Origin of the sequence: Arcobacter siniprincipis (SeqCode) (genome assembly GCF_048571125.1) — a bacterium.
Taxonomy (GTDB): domain Bacteria; phylum Campylobacterota; class Campylobacteria; order Campylobacterales; family Arcobacteraceae; genus Arcobacter; species Arcobacter siniprincipis.
In genome coordinates, this window is record NZ_CP182343.1 from 703,250 (window position 1) to 719,200 (window position 15,951).

Annotated in this window: 15 protein-coding genes; 14 read left to right on the top strand and 1 reads right to left on the bottom strand. The window is 29.4% G+C overall.

The window, feature by feature from the left end; translation table 11 throughout:
• Positions 1-135: 135 nt before the first annotated feature.
• Together groES and groL are read left to right on the top strand one after the other, a co-directional pair.
• Positions 136-393 (top strand): co-chaperone GroES, encoded by a 258-nt coding sequence (groES, locus tag ACNI3D_RS03605; protein WP_419768277.1) that lies wholly within the window; start codon positions 136-138, stop codon positions 391-393.
• The gene (gene groL / locus ACNI3D_RS03610; RefSeq protein ID WP_419768278.1) at positions 393-2,036 is read left to right on the top strand and encodes a chaperonin GroEL; all 1,644 of its coding nucleotides are present in this window, start codon (positions 393-395) and stop codon (positions 2,034-2,036) included. Before groES ends, groL begins: the two co-directional genes overlap by 1 nt.
• 299 nt (positions 2,037-2,335) lie before the next feature.
• Here groL and ACNI3D_RS03615 read toward each other — a convergent pair whose 3' ends face one another.
• Positions 2,336-2,797 carry a YkgJ family cysteine cluster protein gene (locus ACNI3D_RS03615; protein WP_419768279.1) on the bottom strand — a complete coding sequence of 154 codons (462 nt, stop codon included), beginning with the start codon at positions 2,795-2,797 and terminating at the stop codon, positions 2,336-2,338.
• A 229-nt stretch (positions 2,798-3,026) separates the two neighbouring features.
• On the opposite strand from ACNI3D_RS03615, the gene glmS reads away from it, so the two are divergent.
• From glmS to ACNI3D_RS03675, 12 genes are all read left to right on the top strand, one after another.
• Positions 3,027-4,826: a glutamine--fructose-6-phosphate transaminase (isomerizing) gene (gene glmS, locus ACNI3D_RS03620; RefSeq protein WP_419768280.1), complete on the top strand. Its 1,800-nt coding sequence runs from the start codon at positions 3,027-3,029 to the stop codon at positions 4,824-4,826.
• 253 nt (positions 4,827-5,079) lie between these two features.
• Positions 5,080-6,297 carry a methionine adenosyltransferase gene (metK, locus tag ACNI3D_RS03625; protein WP_419768281.1) on the top strand — a complete coding sequence of 406 codons (1,218 nt, stop codon included), beginning with the start codon at positions 5,080-5,082 and terminating at the stop codon, positions 6,295-6,297.
• A 19-nt stretch (positions 6,298-6,316) separates the two neighbouring features.
• The gene (gene accD, locus ACNI3D_RS03630; protein WP_129100020.1) at positions 6,317-7,186 is read left to right on the top strand and encodes an acetyl-CoA carboxylase, carboxyltransferase subunit beta; all 870 of its coding nucleotides are present in this window, start codon (positions 6,317-6,319) and stop codon (positions 7,184-7,186) included.
• Positions 7,186-7,797 (top strand): thiamine phosphate synthase, encoded by a 612-nt coding sequence (locus tag ACNI3D_RS03635; RefSeq protein WP_419768282.1) that lies wholly within the window; start codon positions 7,186-7,188, stop codon positions 7,795-7,797. The genes accD and ACNI3D_RS03635 overlap by 1 nt, the downstream gene beginning before the upstream one ends.
• Positions 7,793-8,251, top strand: coding sequence for a 23S rRNA (pseudouridine(1915)-N(3))-methyltransferase RlmH (locus ACNI3D_RS03640; protein ID WP_041660297.1), 459 nt, complete (start codon positions 7,793-7,795; stop codon positions 8,249-8,251). The genes ACNI3D_RS03635 and ACNI3D_RS03640 overlap by 5 nt, the downstream gene beginning before the upstream one ends.
• A gap of 50 nt (positions 8,252-8,301) precedes the next feature.
• Positions 8,302-8,658 (top strand): RNA polymerase-binding protein DksA, encoded by a 357-nt coding sequence (dksA, locus tag ACNI3D_RS03645; protein ID WP_129100023.1) that lies wholly within the window; start codon positions 8,302-8,304, stop codon positions 8,656-8,658.
• Positions 8,659-8,674: 16 nt separating this feature from the next.
• Entirely contained in the window at positions 8,675-9,691 is a 1,017-nt protein-coding gene (locus ACNI3D_RS03650; protein WP_129100024.1) for a hypothetical protein, read from the top strand.
• A gap of 1 nt (position 9,692) precedes the next feature.
• Entirely contained in the window at positions 9,693-10,643 is a 951-nt protein-coding gene (locus ACNI3D_RS03655; protein ID WP_419768283.1) for a tRNA dihydrouridine synthase, read from the top strand.
• A 24-nt stretch (positions 10,644-10,667) separates the two neighbouring features.
• Positions 10,668-11,480 (top strand): 50S ribosomal protein L11 methyltransferase, encoded by an 813-nt coding sequence (locus tag ACNI3D_RS03660; protein WP_419768284.1) that lies wholly within the window; start codon positions 10,668-10,670, stop codon positions 11,478-11,480.
• A gap of 1 nt (position 11,481) precedes the next feature.
• Entirely contained in the window at positions 11,482-13,551 is a 2,070-nt protein-coding gene (ftsH, locus tag ACNI3D_RS03665; RefSeq protein ID WP_419768285.1) for an ATP-dependent zinc metalloprotease FtsH, read from the top strand.
• The gene (locus ACNI3D_RS03670; protein WP_419768286.1) at positions 13,544-14,119 is read left to right on the top strand and encodes a phosphatidylserine decarboxylase; all 576 of its coding nucleotides are present in this window, start codon (positions 13,544-13,546) and stop codon (positions 14,117-14,119) included. The genes ftsH and ACNI3D_RS03670 overlap by 8 nt, the downstream gene beginning before the upstream one ends.
• A 230-nt stretch (positions 14,120-14,349) precedes the next feature.
• A complete protein-coding gene (locus ACNI3D_RS03675) occupies positions 14,350-15,903 on the top strand; it encodes a 2-isopropylmalate synthase (protein WP_419768287.1) in 1,554 nt (517 codons plus the stop codon).
• Positions 15,904-15,951: the final 48 nt, after the last annotated feature.

Here is a 15,951-nt window from a genome sequence, read left to right on the forward strand (position 1 = left end):
TTACTTCTTAAACTCTTAGTCATCTTTACTCAATTTACTTGACAAAAATCAAAAATTTTATTACAATTTAGCACTCAAAAAAATAGAGTGCTAAAACTTACAAAATTTATAAAAAACTTGATAGGAGAGTATATAATGACATTTAAACCACTAGGGAAAAGGGTTCTTGTAGAAAGAACTGAAGTAGAATCAAAAACTGCTAGCGGAATCATTTTAGTTGATTCAGCAAAAGAAAAACCAAATACTGCTGTTGTAAAAGCAATTGGTTCTGAGGTAACAGAATTAAAAGTAGGTGATACTATTGTATTTGAACAATATAGAGGTACAGAGTTCACTTTAGATGGACAAGATTATTTAGTATTAGAAATTGAAAATATTATAGGAGTTATGTAATGGCAAAAGAAGTATTATTTAGTGATTCAGCAAGAAATAGATTATATGCAGGTGTTGAGAAATTAGCAGATGCTGTAAAAGTTACAATGGGGCCTAGAGGAAGAAATGTACTATTACAAAAATCTTTTGGTGCTCCTTCAATCACAAAAGATGGTGTTTCAGTTGCAAGAGAGATTGAATTAGCAGATACATTAGAAAATATGGGAGCACAACTTGTAAAAGAAGTTGCTTCAAAAACTGCTGATGAAGCAGGAGATGGAACTACAACAGCTACTGTTTTAGCTCATTCAATTTTTAAAGAGGGATTGAGAAATGTAACAGCAGGAGCTAACCCTATTATTTTAAAAAGAGGTATGGACAAAGCTACTGAAGCTATTTTAGCTAATTTAAAAGCATCTTCAAGAGTTGTTGCAAATAAAACTGAAATAGAACAAGTTGCTACAATCTCTGCAAACTCTGACCATGCAATTGGTTCAATGATTGCAGAAGCTATGGAAAAAGTTGGGAAAGATGGTGTTATTACTGTTGAAGAAGCAAAAGGTATCTCTGATGAATTAGAAGTAGTTGAAGGTATGCAATTTGATAGAGGATATTTATCTCCATATTTTGTAACTAATTCTGAAAAAATGATTACAGAGTTAGCTAATCCATATATTTTATTATACGATAAAAAAATCTCTAACTTAAAAGAGATGTTACCAATCCTAGAAGCTGTTAATCAAGCTGGAAGACCACTTTTAATTATTGCAGAAGATGTTGATGGTGAAGCGTTAGCAACTTTAGTTGTAAATAGATTAAGAGGTTCATTAAATATTGCAGCTGTAAAAGCTCCAGGTTTTGGTGATAGAAGAAAAGCAATGTTACAAGATATCGCTGTTCTTACAAATGGTACAGTTGTATCAGAAGAATTAGGTATGAAACTTGATACTTGCGGAATTGATGTACTTGGAACTGCTGCAAAAGTTGTGATTGATAAAGATAACACAACTATCGTAGATGGTGAAGGAAGTACTGAAGCAGTAACTGGTAGAGTAGCTCAAATAAAATCAGAAATTGAAAATACAACTAGTGATTATGACAAAGAAAAACTACAAGAAAGACTTGCAAAACTAAGTGGCGGAGTTGCAGTTATCAAAGTTGGAGCTGCTAGTGAAACTGAAATGAAAGAGAAAAAAGATAGAGTTGATGATGCTTTAAGTGCAACAAGAGCTGCTGTTGAAGAAGGTATTGTAATAGGTGGTGGAGCTGCATTAATCAGAGCTGCTGCAAAAGTTAAACTTGACCTTACAGGTGATGAAGCTATTGGAGCTGCTATTGTTTTAAGAGCTATTAAAGCACCTATGAAACAAATTGCAATTAATGCTGGATTTGATGCTGGTGTTGTTGTAAATGAAGTAGAAAGATCAGAAAATGAAAATATTGGATTCAATGCTGCAACTGGTGAATATGTAGATATGTTTGAAGCTGGAATCGTAGATCCTGCAAAAGTTGGAAGAATTGCAATGCAAAATGCTGTTTCAGTTGCTTCATTATTATTAACTACAGAAGCTACAGTAACAGATATAAAAGAAGAAAAATCTGCTCCTGCTATGCCAGATATGGGTGGTATGGGCGGAATGGGAGGTATGGGTGGAATGATGTAAAAATAGATTAAATCTATTTTTATATTTCACTTTATATCAAAAGAGGTTATTTTTAATAATCTCTTCTTTTTCATCATATAAATAAAAAAAGGCTCTTCCTAGGAAGAGCCTTTTTAATTCTGATAGCTTACAAACTTTGTAAACTCAAGCTTTGGTAAAATAAAGCTTTTTAATTCTTAAAGATTAACAATAAATTTTGGTATAAATTCTACCACTGTAGAAGTCCTATCATCTAAACCTCCATATTGTTTTGGATAATGTAATTATACCCAAATGTAAACTTAAAGTAAAACTAAAATCTATATATTATACTTTTTTAAATGAATTAAAGAGTCTAAATGCATTGTAATATAGGGATTAGATTCTTTTCCAATATATTTATAAAATTTTATATTATTGATTGTAGTTACTAATTCAAAATCATCAAAATTGTTAAAATCTTCAAGTTTTCTATGGGTATTTATATATCTTGTTTGATAATCATCAAAAATATATGAGTCAAAAGAGGGTGAAACTTTTCCATTTTTTACAAGATCACTTCCAACTTCAGAAATTCCTGGACAATTAATATCATAATAAACTACATTATCAATATTTGTACTAAGAGGATAGGCTTTACAAACTGTTGGTCGATTTTCATAAATTGTACATTTAAAGTCTTCAATATAAGGGCATAAACTTTTTCCATCACTTAATAATATAGTAGCTTTTAAATATCCCATATCACCAAAGATAAATAAAATGGGAAAGTTTTTATACACACTCTCAAAATCTTCAAGAATTATTTGACAGTAAATACTTCCTTTTCTTCCATCACAGCATCTAGCTTCACAATTTTCACAAGTAGAGAAAAAAATATCTTTGTCAATTTTTAAAAATGATTTGATAGTAACTCCTTGAAATAAAAAAGAATTGTATCAAAAAATGCTAAAAGTAATATATCATGTATATTTTTGTACAATATCACTTTAAAATAAAAAAGGCTAATTTATGTGTGGAATTGTTGGTTACATTGGAAATAAAAAAACAGAAAATATTTTATTAGATGGCTTAAAAGAGCTTGAATACAGAGGTTATGATAGTGCAGGAATTGCCCTATTAAATAATGATAAGATAGAAGTATTTAAGGCCTTAGGAAAGTTAAAAAACTTAGAGCAAAAAGTAAAAACAAATCATACTTATCATTTAGGAATTGGACATACTAGATGGGCAACACATGGGAAACCAACAGAATTAAATGCTCACCCACATTTAGGTGAATATTCATATGTTGTACATAATGGAATTATTGAAAATTATAAAGAGTTAAAAGAAGAGTTACAAGCAGCTGGTCATAAGTTTGTATCACAAACAGATACTGAAGTTATCGTTCATTTGTTTGAATTTTATAATAACAAATTAAATGATTGCAAGACTTCTTTTCAAAATACAATAAAAAGATTAGAAGGTGCTTTCTCTATACTTTTGATTTCAAAATCTTGCCCAAATGATATATACTTTTTTAAACATGGTTCACCATTAATTATAGCGCGGGGAAATGAGAAAGAGGAAGTTTTATTCGCTTCTTCAGATGCACCATTAATAGGACTTGCAAATGAAGTTGTATATTTAGAAGATGGTTGTGGAGGAGTAGCAAGTACAAAACGAATAGAATTTTTTGATGAAAAAAGAATTTTTTGGGGAGTCTTGCCAACTTCTAAACAATTTGCACAAAAAGATGGATATAGATTTTTTATGGAAAAAGAGATTCATGAACAATGTGTAGTTACAAGTGATACTATGCTTGGAAGAATGTGTGATGAAAAGGTAGATTTTGAAGAGTTTGATTCTTCTATAATTGAAGGAATTGAAGAGATTAAAATCTGTGCTTGTGGTACATCTTTTCATGCAGGACTTACAGCTTCGTACCTTTTCGAAAGATTAGCAAAGGTTAGATGTAGTGTTGAAATTGCAAGCGAATTTAGATATAAAGAGCCTCTATTAAACAAAAATACACTTTTTATAGTTATCTCACAAAGTGGTGAAACAGCTGATACTTTAGAAGCTTTAAAAATGGCAAATAAAGAGGGCCTTAAATCAATTGTAGTTTGTAATGTAGATAACTCATCTATGACAAGAGTTGCTAATTATTCAGTTTTAACAAGAGCTGGTATTGAAAAGGGAGTTGCTTCAACAAAAGCATTTTCTACTCAAACAGTAGTTTTATGGATGATGGCACTTTATTTTGCACAATATAAAAATTCAATTAGTATTGAAGAAATGAATAGTGAATTAAAAGCCTTAAGAGAAGTTCCAAAGTCACTTAAAGTTTATGATTATACACATGAAAAAACAAAAAGATTATCAAAAAGATATCTTCACGGTCATGGGTTCTTTTTTATTGGAAGAGATGTATTTTTTCCTCTTGCTTTAGAAGGGGCACTTAAATTAAAAGAGATATCTTATTTACATGCAGAAGGTTATCCAGCAGGTGAGATGAAACATGGACCAATAGCTTTAGCCGATCCAGAACTTTTTACAATAGCTTTAATGCCTCAAAATTTGCTATATGACAAAATCAAATCAAATGTAGAAGAATTGAGTGCAAGAGATAGTACAATTTGTGCTATCTCACCCCTTGATTTTGAATTAGCAGATGATTATATAAAAACAAATAAGTATGACCATTATATGCTGGAATTTTTTGAGATGTTAGTTGTATTACAACTATTTTCAATGGAGATATCAGTAAGACTTGGAAATGATGTAGACATGCCAAGAAACTTAGCAAAGTCAGTAACGGTCGAGTAAAAGGTTTTCTTAAAAATACTAATTACAATATAGTTTAAAGTTATAAAAGTAAATTTTGGATAAAATTCGTAACTTTTTATAAAAGTGTTCAAGCTTTTAATTTTATTTTTTATTTTAACTTTAATTAGTTGGAAAACGAAAATGGAAAACAAAAGAATGGAAAACGATACAAAGTGAAGTTTCGTTTACAATTGCGTAGCAATGCTAAACAAAACTTTCTCTTGGTTGGAAAACAAAGGAATGGAAAACAAAGATGGAAAACAAAACAGAATATTTATTTACTAGTGAAGTAGTAAGCCCAGGTCACCCTGATAAGTGTGCAGATATTATAGCAGATAGTATAGTTGATAAGTTAATTATCGGAGATAGCAAAAGTAGAGTTGCCTCAGAGGTTTTTGTTGCAGGTAAACATGTTGTTATTGGTGGAGAAGTTACTTCAGCTACAAATTTATCTGAACAAGATTATAAAGATTTAGTAATTGAAGCATTAGCAAAAATTGGATATAATGGTCATCCTCATTTTACAAAAGAGGAGTGTTTACACCCTGATGATGTAAATGTACAAGTTTTATTAAATAGACAATCTCCTGATATTAATCAAGGTGTTGATCAAGTTGATGGTGAAACTGGTGCTGGTGATCAAGGAATTATGTTTGGTTATGCAAATAGTGAAACATCAAACTTTATGCCAAGTGCAATTACATATGCAAGAATGCTTATGGAAAAGGTTTATACTTATGCCTTATCTAATCCAGATGTTTTAGGTGTAGATATTAAAACACAAGTTACAGTTGATTATGAAACAAAAGAGAATTTTGAAAATTGTTTACCAAAACATATTCATACAATAGTTGTTTCAGCTCCTTGTGTATCTTCTATGAATATAGATACAGTAAGAAAATTAATTTTAGGATTAATTAAAGAGACAGATTTACCAAAAGAGTTATTTGATTTAGAAAAAACTATTATTCATATTAACCCAACAGGAAAATATGTATCACACTCTTCTTTACATGATTCAGGATTAACAGGAAGAAAACTTATTGTTGATTCTTTTGGAGGATATGCACCAATTGGTGGTGGAGCTCAGTCAAGTAAAGATTATACAAAAGTCGATAGAAGTGGATTATATGCAGGACGTTGGATAGCAAAACATATTGTTGCTTCTGGAATTGCTAAAAAAGCAATTGTTCAATTATCTTATGCAATTGGTGTTGCTAAACCAACTTCAATTTCAGTTGATACTTGTGGGACTTGTATTGATGGATTAAATGATGATATTTTATCTACTTTTGTACATGATAGTTTTTCGTTAACTCCAAACTGGATTACAAAAAAATTCAATTTAGATAAACCAAGTGCAGATACTTTTCTTTATGCAGATGTAGCAGCACGAGGTCAAGTTGGACAAGAGGATTATCCTTGGGAACAACTTGATGAATTAGACAAGTTTATAAGTTTGAAAAAATAGTTTTTAAGAAGGATATATAATGGATTTGAAGAATTTATTTAATAAAATAAAATTTGATAGTAAAAAAGAACAACCGACAAAAAAAGATGCACCAAGTCATTGGATAAAGTGTCCTGAATGTAGTTCTTTGATGTTTTTTAAGGAAGTAGAGTCTCAAAACAATATATGTCCTAAATGTAACTTTCACATGAGAATTGGTGCTAAAAGAAGAATCGAAATTATATGTGATGAAAATAGTTTTGTTGAATATGATAATGACTTAATTCCAAATGATCCATTAAACTTTGTTGATAGTAAATCTTATAAAAAAAGAGTTGATGAAGCTGTTAAAAAAACAGGAAGAGACTCTTCTGTTGTAAGTGGTGAATGTACTATCAATGGTGTTGGTGTTCAAATGGCAATTTTTGATTTTGCTTTTATGGGTGGAAGTTTAGGTTCTGTTGAGGGTGAAAAGATTGTTAGATGTGTAAATCGTGCACTAGAAAAGAAACAAGGTGTTATTATTGTTTCTGCTTCTGGAGGAGCTAGAATGCAAGAATCAACATTTGCCCTAATGCAAATGGCTAAAACTTCTGCTGCACTAAAAAAACTTGATTCTGCGGGACTTCCTTATATTTCAGTTTTAACTGATCCTACTATGGGTGGAGTTTCTGCTTCATTTGCTTTTTTAGGTGATATTATTATGGCAGAACCAGGTGCATTAGTTGGATTCGCAGGTCAAAGAGTTATTAAACAAACTATTGGAGCAGATTTACCTGAAGGTTTCCAAAGAGCTGAATTCTTACTTGAAAAAGGTTCTATTGATATGGTTGTTAATAGAGCAGATATGAAAAAAACACTTTCTGATTTATTAACAATGTTTTCAAGTAATACTATTCAAGTTAGTTAATGAATAAAAATCGTTTTGAAGAACTTTTGGGATTTGATCCTAAAAGTTCTTCAAATGAGTTATATGCTTTATGTGACTTTCAAACTCTACAAAATAAAAATATCTCCCTTGAAAGATTTTTAGAACTTTGTTCGAAATTTGATGCAAAAATTATTCAATACAGAGATAAATTTTCTAATATTGAAACAAAAAAAGAAAATCTTTTTTATTTAAAAAGTAAAGCAAATATTCCAATTATTATTAATGATGAGATAGCTTTAGTACAATATTGTGATGGTTTACATTTAGGACAAGAAGATTTTCAAAAAATTAATTCAAATAAACAATTAGTTGTAAAATTAATAAGAAAAAAAATTGGAAATAAGCTTTTGGGTCTTTCCACACACAATGAAAAAGAGATATTAGAAGCAAATAATTTGGATTTGGATATGATAGGACTTGGAGCTTACAGAACAACCACAACAAAAGATGTGAGTGTAATGTTAGGAAATAAGATATCTTATCTTGCAAAGATTTCAAAGCATCCAGTTTGTGCTATAGGTGGAGTAAAAATTGCTGAACCCATAGCAAACATTTCTTTTAATGTAGTAGGATCAAGTTTATATGATTAAAATAAATATCTATCAAATAGCAAAATCTTCAAATGATGAATTTAACAAAATTGTAGAAGATTTTATAAAAATGTCTTCAAAGTACGCAAAAGTTGAAATATATAATTTATTTAATAAAAAAATTGGAAAAGCACAAACCATTTCAGATATAGAAGCAAAAAAATCTTACACTGAAGTTTTTGAACCTTTTTTAAATAATGGGTATAATATTGCATTAGATGTTCTTGGTAAAAAAGCTGATAGTTATGAATTTGCAAAACTATTAGAAAATAGTGCAGTAATTAACTTTTTTATTGGTGGTGCTTTTGGATTTGAAACATCTTTTTTACACAAATGTGATAAAAAAATTAGTTTAAGTGAACTTACATTTGCTCATAAAATAGCGAATATAGTGTTGCTAGAACAAATTTTTAGAGCTTTGTGTATAAATAATAACCATCCCTATCATAAATAATTTAGATAATTTTGAGTATAATGTCGAAATTTTTAGATTAAGGGTTAAAAGTGGCGAATACAAAACAAATAGATGAGTTAAAAATTATTTTAGCAGAAAGAAAAGAATTAATAGAAAAAAATATTCAGGGGAGTAGAGACAGTCTAGATTCTTTAAAAAATTCAGAGTGTAATGATGATTATGATTATGCTGAGGTTTCAAGTGATTCGTTCAAAGAGGGGATTATTGCGAATCAACAATCTAAAGAGTTAAGTGAGATCGAAGATGCACTTAAAAGAATAGATAACAAGACTTATGGTATTTGTGAAATGTGTGATGAATCTATTGCAATTGGAAGATTAAGAGCAAAACCATTTGCAAAATTTTGTACACCTTGTAGAGAGATTTATGAGAGTGAGAATAATTAAATCTAAAGGATAATTTATGGGACTTAAAAAATATATAGCTTTTTCATTGTTGTTAATAATCGCAGTTTATATATTTGTTTTTAGTATACAAACAGGTAATTTTACAGTAAGTATTTTAGATTATTCACTTGCTTTACCAATAGCAGTTTGGGTTATATTACCTCTTGTTGTACTTTTTTTAGTAACTATCTTACATATAGTTTTTTATGGTTTTAAAAACTATTTACAAGCAAGTGCTATAAAAAAAGATGAAGAGAATATAATTGAGTTTTTTAAAGATTTATTATTAGGAAATAATTCTAATAAAAAATTTAAACAAAAAGCATTAAAGGAATTAGCAGATATTTTAGCACAAATGAAATTATCTCCGAAAGTTGAAAATTTTGAATCTTCAAATAATGATATTAAAACTATTGTAAATAATATGATTAAAATCAATTCAGGAGAGTATGTAAGTGATAAGTCTTTTAAATTTAACAAAAATGGACAAATTGCACAAAAAAATATTTTAAATAAAGTAAATGAAGATGTTGATTATGCAATTGATGTTTTGAAAAAATCAAAAGATTTTTCAGATAAAATTGTAAAAGCTGCATTTTTCAATGTAGTAGAAAATAAGACTATGACAACAATTAAAAAACTTCTAGATGGTTTAAAACTTGATAAAGAGATGTTGATAGAACTTATGAAAAAAGATTCTGAGAATTCTGATTTTGCATTAGAACATGACACAATAATTAAATATATAAAAGATGTTGAGTTTGATAAAGAAGATTATTTAACATTTGCTAAACTGTATAAAAAATCTGTTCAACCAGATGAACTTATAAAAATGTTCGAAACAATTTCAAATGATAATGAATTAGCAATGGATGCATATTTAGTTGTTTTATTTGAATACGAAATGATTGACAAGGTTAGAGAGACTTTAAATGGTTATAAAAAAGAAGAATACCAATCTTTTAGAGCTCTTTTAGATTTAAAAGATTCAGGTAAATATTATACTTTAGAGAATCTTTGTTATAACAAATAATATGAAAAAACTTGATTTTAGCCAACCCTTAATGGTGTTGGCTCCCCTTGCTGGATATACTGATTTACCTTTTCGTGCAGTTGTAAAAAAATTTGGTGCGGATTTAACTATTTCTGAAATGATTTCATCAAATGCACTTGTTTATAGTTCTCAAAAAACTTTTAAAATGATAGAAAAATCTCCTTCAGAAGATCCATATTTTGTACAAATTGCAGGTAATAAAGCAGAACTAGTTCGTGATGCAGTTGAAATACTCAATGACATGGAAGGTATTGACGGTATTGATTTAAATTGTGGTTGTCCAGCACCAAAAGTTTTTAATCATGGAAGTGGTTCTAATTTATTAGGTGATTTGAAAAAATTAGAAGAGATTTTAGGAACAGTTAAAAAATATAATAAAAAACTTTACACAAGTGCGAAAGTGCGAATTGGAGTAAATGAAAAGATTCCAGTTGATATTGCAAAAGCAGTTGAATCTTGTGGGGTTGATTTTATTTCTGTTCATGGAAGAACAAGAGCAGGGAAATATAAAGCACCAGTTGATTATGATGCAATTAAAGCAATAAAAGATGCTGTTTCAATTCCAGTAATTGCAAATGGTGATATAAAAGATTATAAAAAAGCTAAAGAAGTTCTTGCTCATACAAATGCGGATGGATTAATGATTGGAAGAGGTGCTATTGGTAAACCTTGGATTTTCTATCAATTAAAAAATGAAGTAGAAGATATAAGTGAAGATATAAAAAAAGCTATTATCTTAGAACATTATGATGCAGTATTAAAGTTCCATGGTGAGCATGGTGCAATAATGTTTAGAAAACTACTTCATTCTTATTCTAAAGGCTACAATGGTGCCTCAGAGTTTAGAGATATAATTAATACAATAAAAGAACCAGATATTATGAGAGATACAATTGAAAGTTTTTTTACAGAAAATGAGTTACAAAATTAGATTAAACTTTATAAAGGGCAATATGTGAAAGAAAATTATTATGAGTTAGTTACAAATGTTAAAAGTTCACAAGAGTTGTTCATAGATTTATTGACTCAATTAACTCAAGGTGCAGTTGAGATAGAAGAAAACAGACTTATTGCAAGAAGTGAAGAGAATTTAGAAGATATTGAATTTGGAATAAAAGAGTTTGCAAGAGCATTAGGAGTTGAGTGTACTACTTCTTTAAAAGTGAAAAAAAATGAAGATTGGATAAAAAAGTATCAAGAATCTGTAAAAGCAGTAGAAGTTGGTAAATTTTTTGTAAGACCATCTTGGATTGAAGCTAAAGATGATAAAATTGATATTATCATAAATCCAGCACTATCATTTGGTTCAGGTCATCATGAGACAACAAATAGTTGTTTAGAAGCTATTTCAAAATATATGAAAAGTGAATATGAAGTTCTTGATGTGGGGTGTGGAAGTGGTATTTTATCAATTGCAGCTAGTAAATTAGGTGCAAAAGTTGATATTTGTGATACAGATGAAGTCTGTATTGAAAGTTCAAAGTCTAATTTTTTGTTAAATAATGCACATTTCTCTCAAGCATGGACAGGAAGTGCAATGGCTTCTAATAAGAAGTATGATTTCGTTATTGCAAATATCGTTGCAGATGTTTTAGTAATGATTTCTAAAGAGTTGAAAAAATGCTTAAAAGAGGGTTCTACCTTAGTATTATCAGGGATATTAGATAATCATTTAAATAAAGTATTGAAAAAATTTGAAGATTTAGAACAAATTGAGGTAATTCAAAAAAATGAATGGGTTACCCTTGTATTAAAAAAAGGAGTTTAGTTTGAGAAATAAGAAAAACAATAAACAAGACAAAAACAACAATAATAACAATAATAATAACTTTTTTAGTAATAATCCGTTGTTAGTTTTTGTTTTATTTTCACTTGTAACAATTATGGCTTTTAAAGCCTTGTTTCCAGAAGAACAAGGAGGAACTGCAACAAATCAAAATATCCAAGCATTTGGACAAACAAAACATAAGACTATTGCATATTCTGATTTAAAAAATTTAATTAGCAGTGGAAAAATCCAATATGTTGGAATTGGAAATACTAATATTAAAGCTGTATCTAAACAAAATGGTTCGGATATTACAACTTATACGGCTAGAAGAGTTGTTCCAGATAGCACACTAATTCCTATGTTAGAAAAGAATGGAATAGATTATGGTGGAGTTAATGAGGAAAATGTTTTAGCTGATATTTTATTTGGTTGGGTTTTACCTATATTTATATTCTTTGCAATTTGGATGTTCCTAGCTAAAAGAATGTCAAAATCTATGGGTGGTGGAAGTGGAGGAATCCTAGGAATTGGATCTTCTAAAAAAATGATAAACTCAGAAAAACCAAATGTAAAATTTGAAGATATGGCTGGAAATAAAGAGGCTAAAGAAGAAGTTCAAGAAGTTGTTGATTTCTTAAAAGATCCAGATAGATATGTAAAACTTGGAGCTCAAATTCCAAAAGGTGTTTTACTAGTAGGACCTCCAGGTACAGGTAAAACTCTACTTGCAAAAGCAGTTGCAGGTGAAGCAGATGTTGAATTTTTATCAGTATCTGGTTCTGCATTTATTGAAATGTTTGTTGGGGTTGGAGCTTCAAGAGTTAGAGACCTATTCGAACAAGCAAAAAAAGTAGCACCTGCAATTATTTTCATTGATGAAATTGATGCTATTGGAAAGAGTAGAGCATCAGGTGGACCAATGGGTGGAAATGATGAAAGAGAACAAACTCTAAATCAACTTTTAGCAGAAATGGATGGATTTGCAACAGAATCTGCACCTGTTATTGTACTTGCTGCAACAAATAGACCTGAAGTTCTTGATCCTGCACTTTTAAGACCAGGAAGATTTGATAGACAAGTTTTAGTTGATAAACCTGACTTTGAAGGTAGAAAAGAGATTTTAAATGTACACATCAAAGGTGTAAAAGTTGGAAAAGATGTTGACTTAGTTGAAGTAGCTCGTATGACTGCTGGATTAGCAGGGGCTGATTTAGCAAATATTATTAATGAAGCAGCACTATTAGCAGGACGAGCAAAAAAAGAAGAAGTTACATACTCTGATTTTAAAGAAGCAGTAGAGAGACAAATTGCTGGATTAGAAAAAAAATCAAGAAGAATATCTCCAAAAGAGAGAAAAATTGTAGCTTACCATGAATCTGGACATGCATTAATTGCAGAGATTACAAAAGGGGCTAAAAAAGTAAATAAAGTTTCTATTGTTCCAAGAGGACTTGCAGCTTTAGGATATACACTTAACAATCCTGAAGAGAATAAATATTTAATGCAAAAACATGAACTAATAGCTGAAGTTGACGTGTTATTAGGTGGACGAGCTGCAGAAGAAGTATTTATCAAAGAGATTAGTACAGGTGCTGGAAATGACCTAGAAAGAGCAACAGATATTGTTAAATCTATGGCTTCTATTTATGGTATGAGTGATATTGCTGGATTAATGGTTTTAGAAAAAAGGTCAAATCAATTTTTAGGTGGTCAAACACAAAAAGATTTCTCTGATAATATGGCGAAAGACCTTGATACTCATATTAAAACTGTATTAAACGAAAGATATGAAATCGTTCTTCAATCGTTAAGAGACAATAGTAATGCAATTGAAGAGATGACTAAAGAACTACTTGAAGTAGAAGTTATTTCAGGTGAAAGAGTAAGAGAAATTATTAAAGCTAATGGCGGAGTTGTTTTTGAAGATGAAGATTTACACTCAGGAAAAATAGAAAACAATGTTGAATTAGATATAGATAGTACAGAATCATCTGAAGACAAAAAAGAAGATAACTCTTCAAATAATGATGATGAATCTAAAGATAAAGAAGATAAAAAAGATGATTAACAACTTTGTAGCAAGAGAGGGAAGAGTTTTTATTTATATCTCTTTTGCTATTTTTGTATTTTCATATTTGTTTATATGTGATACATTTGCTTTTATTTGCTTTTTAATAACTTTATTTTTAATATTTATTTATAGAAATAATCTAAAAGCAAAAGTAAAAGTTGATTCATTAGTCTCTCCTGTAAGTGGAGAAATTATTGCAATTGATAAAGTTAATTCTCAAAATATAATTTATATAAGCGTAGGAGTATTAAATTCACATATTTTAATTGCTCCAAAAGACTCATTATTTAAAGAAGAGTTACATAAAAATGGACTTAACTTTTGCACAAATAGTTATAAAGCAAAAGAATTAAATGAAAAAAGAATATTAAGTTTTGATGATATTAAATTAGAATTGATATCTGGAAGATTTAATATTTCACATGAATTTGTGAGTAAATCAAATGTAAACCAATATGATAAAATAGGTATTTTTGTAAATGGTATTGTAAAAGTTTATATTCCTTCTTCATACTATTTAAATTTAAAACTTGGACAAAAAGTAAAAGTAGGAGAAGTTTTATAAACTTTTCCTTGACAAATCTCATTTAATAAAATATAATTGTCTTCTAAATTTAATAGGAGAGCGTAATGAAAAATATCAATTTTTTCAAAAATCATTTTACCAAAAGTACAAACTCTCAACTTCTCCTCAAAAACTTCCTCTAATATTTATTATATAAATACAATTTAATTTCCGCACAAGTTTTTCTTTTTTTTAAAGATATAATATACCCAATATACAAAGGTTACAAGATGGATAAAAATAGAATTATAGTATTTGATACTACATTAAGAGATGGGGAACAAAGTCCTGGTTGTTCTATGAATACTGACGAAAAAATTAAAGTTGCTTTACAATTAGAAAAGTTAGGTGTTGATGTTATTGAAGCTGGTTTTGCAGCTGCAAGTCCTGGGGATTTTGATGCTGTTTCAAGAATAGCAGAAGTTGTTAAAAACTCAAGTATTTGTTCTTTAAGTAGAGCAATTGAAAATGATATTAAACAATCAGGTTTAGCTGTACAAAAAGCTGCAATGCACAGAATTCACACTTTTATTGCAACTTCACCAATACACATGAAATATAAATTAAAAATGAGTGAAGATGAAGTTATTAAAAGAGCAGTTCGTGCGGTTGAATATGCAAGAACATTTGTTGATGATGTAGAGTTTTCTTTAGAAGATGCAGGAAGAAGTGAAATCTCTTTTATGAAAGAGGTTATGGATGCAGTTATTGCAGCAGGGGCAAGTACAATTAATTTACCAGATACTGTAGGATATAGATTACCAACAGAATTAGGTGCAATGGTAAAAGAATTAAGTGATTTTGCAGGAGATAGAGCAATAATCTCAGTTCACAATCACAATGACTTAGGATTGGCAACAGCGAATACTTTATCTGCTGTTTTAAATGGTGCTAGACAAATAGAAGTTACAGTTAATGGTTTGGGTGAGAGAGCAGGGAATTCTGCTTTAGAAGAGGCTGTAATGGCTATTAAAACGAGAAAAGATGCCTTTGGTGATTTATATACAAATATAAATACAAAAGAGATATATCCATCATCTAGATTAGTAGCAACAATTACAGGTGTTGAACCACAACAAAACAAAGCTATTGTTGGTAAAAATGCATTTGCCCATGAAAGTGGAATTCATCAAGATGGTATGTTAAAAAATCAAGAAACATATGAAATCATGAAACCTGAAGATATTGGTGTTTACAAAGAATCTAATTTGATTTTAGGAAAACATAGTGGTCGTGCAGCATTTAGAGATAAAATAGAGCACTTAGGATTTGATAAAATACCTGAGGAAGAGTTAAATACTGCATTTGAAAAATTTAAAGCCTTAGCTGATAAGAAAAAAGATGTTACTGATGATGATATTAGAATGTTAGTTACAGATGAGTCTTTAAATCATGATAAAACTTATGAATTAGTTGGATTACAAATTTCTGACTGTTCATCAGGAACTCCAATGGCATCTGTGTCAATTAAACATAAAGATGAAGTTATGATTGAAGCAAATATTGGTAATGGTACAATGGATGCAATTTTCAAAACTATTGATAGACTTACAGGTTATAGTGGAGAATTACAAAGTTATAATGTAACTTCAGTAACTGAAGGTAAAGATGCCTTAGCAAAAGTAACAACAAGAGTTATTTTTGATAAATCTTCACCATCATTTGTGGGACATGGTTTAAGTATTGACACTATGCTTGCAACTGCAAAGGCGTATTTAGGTGCACTTAATTCATATCTTTCTCAAAAAGAGAGATTAGCTAAAAACAGTGAACATCAAATTTAATATAAGAGATTAATCTCTTATATTATTTCTTCTTTAAAATTATCCTTT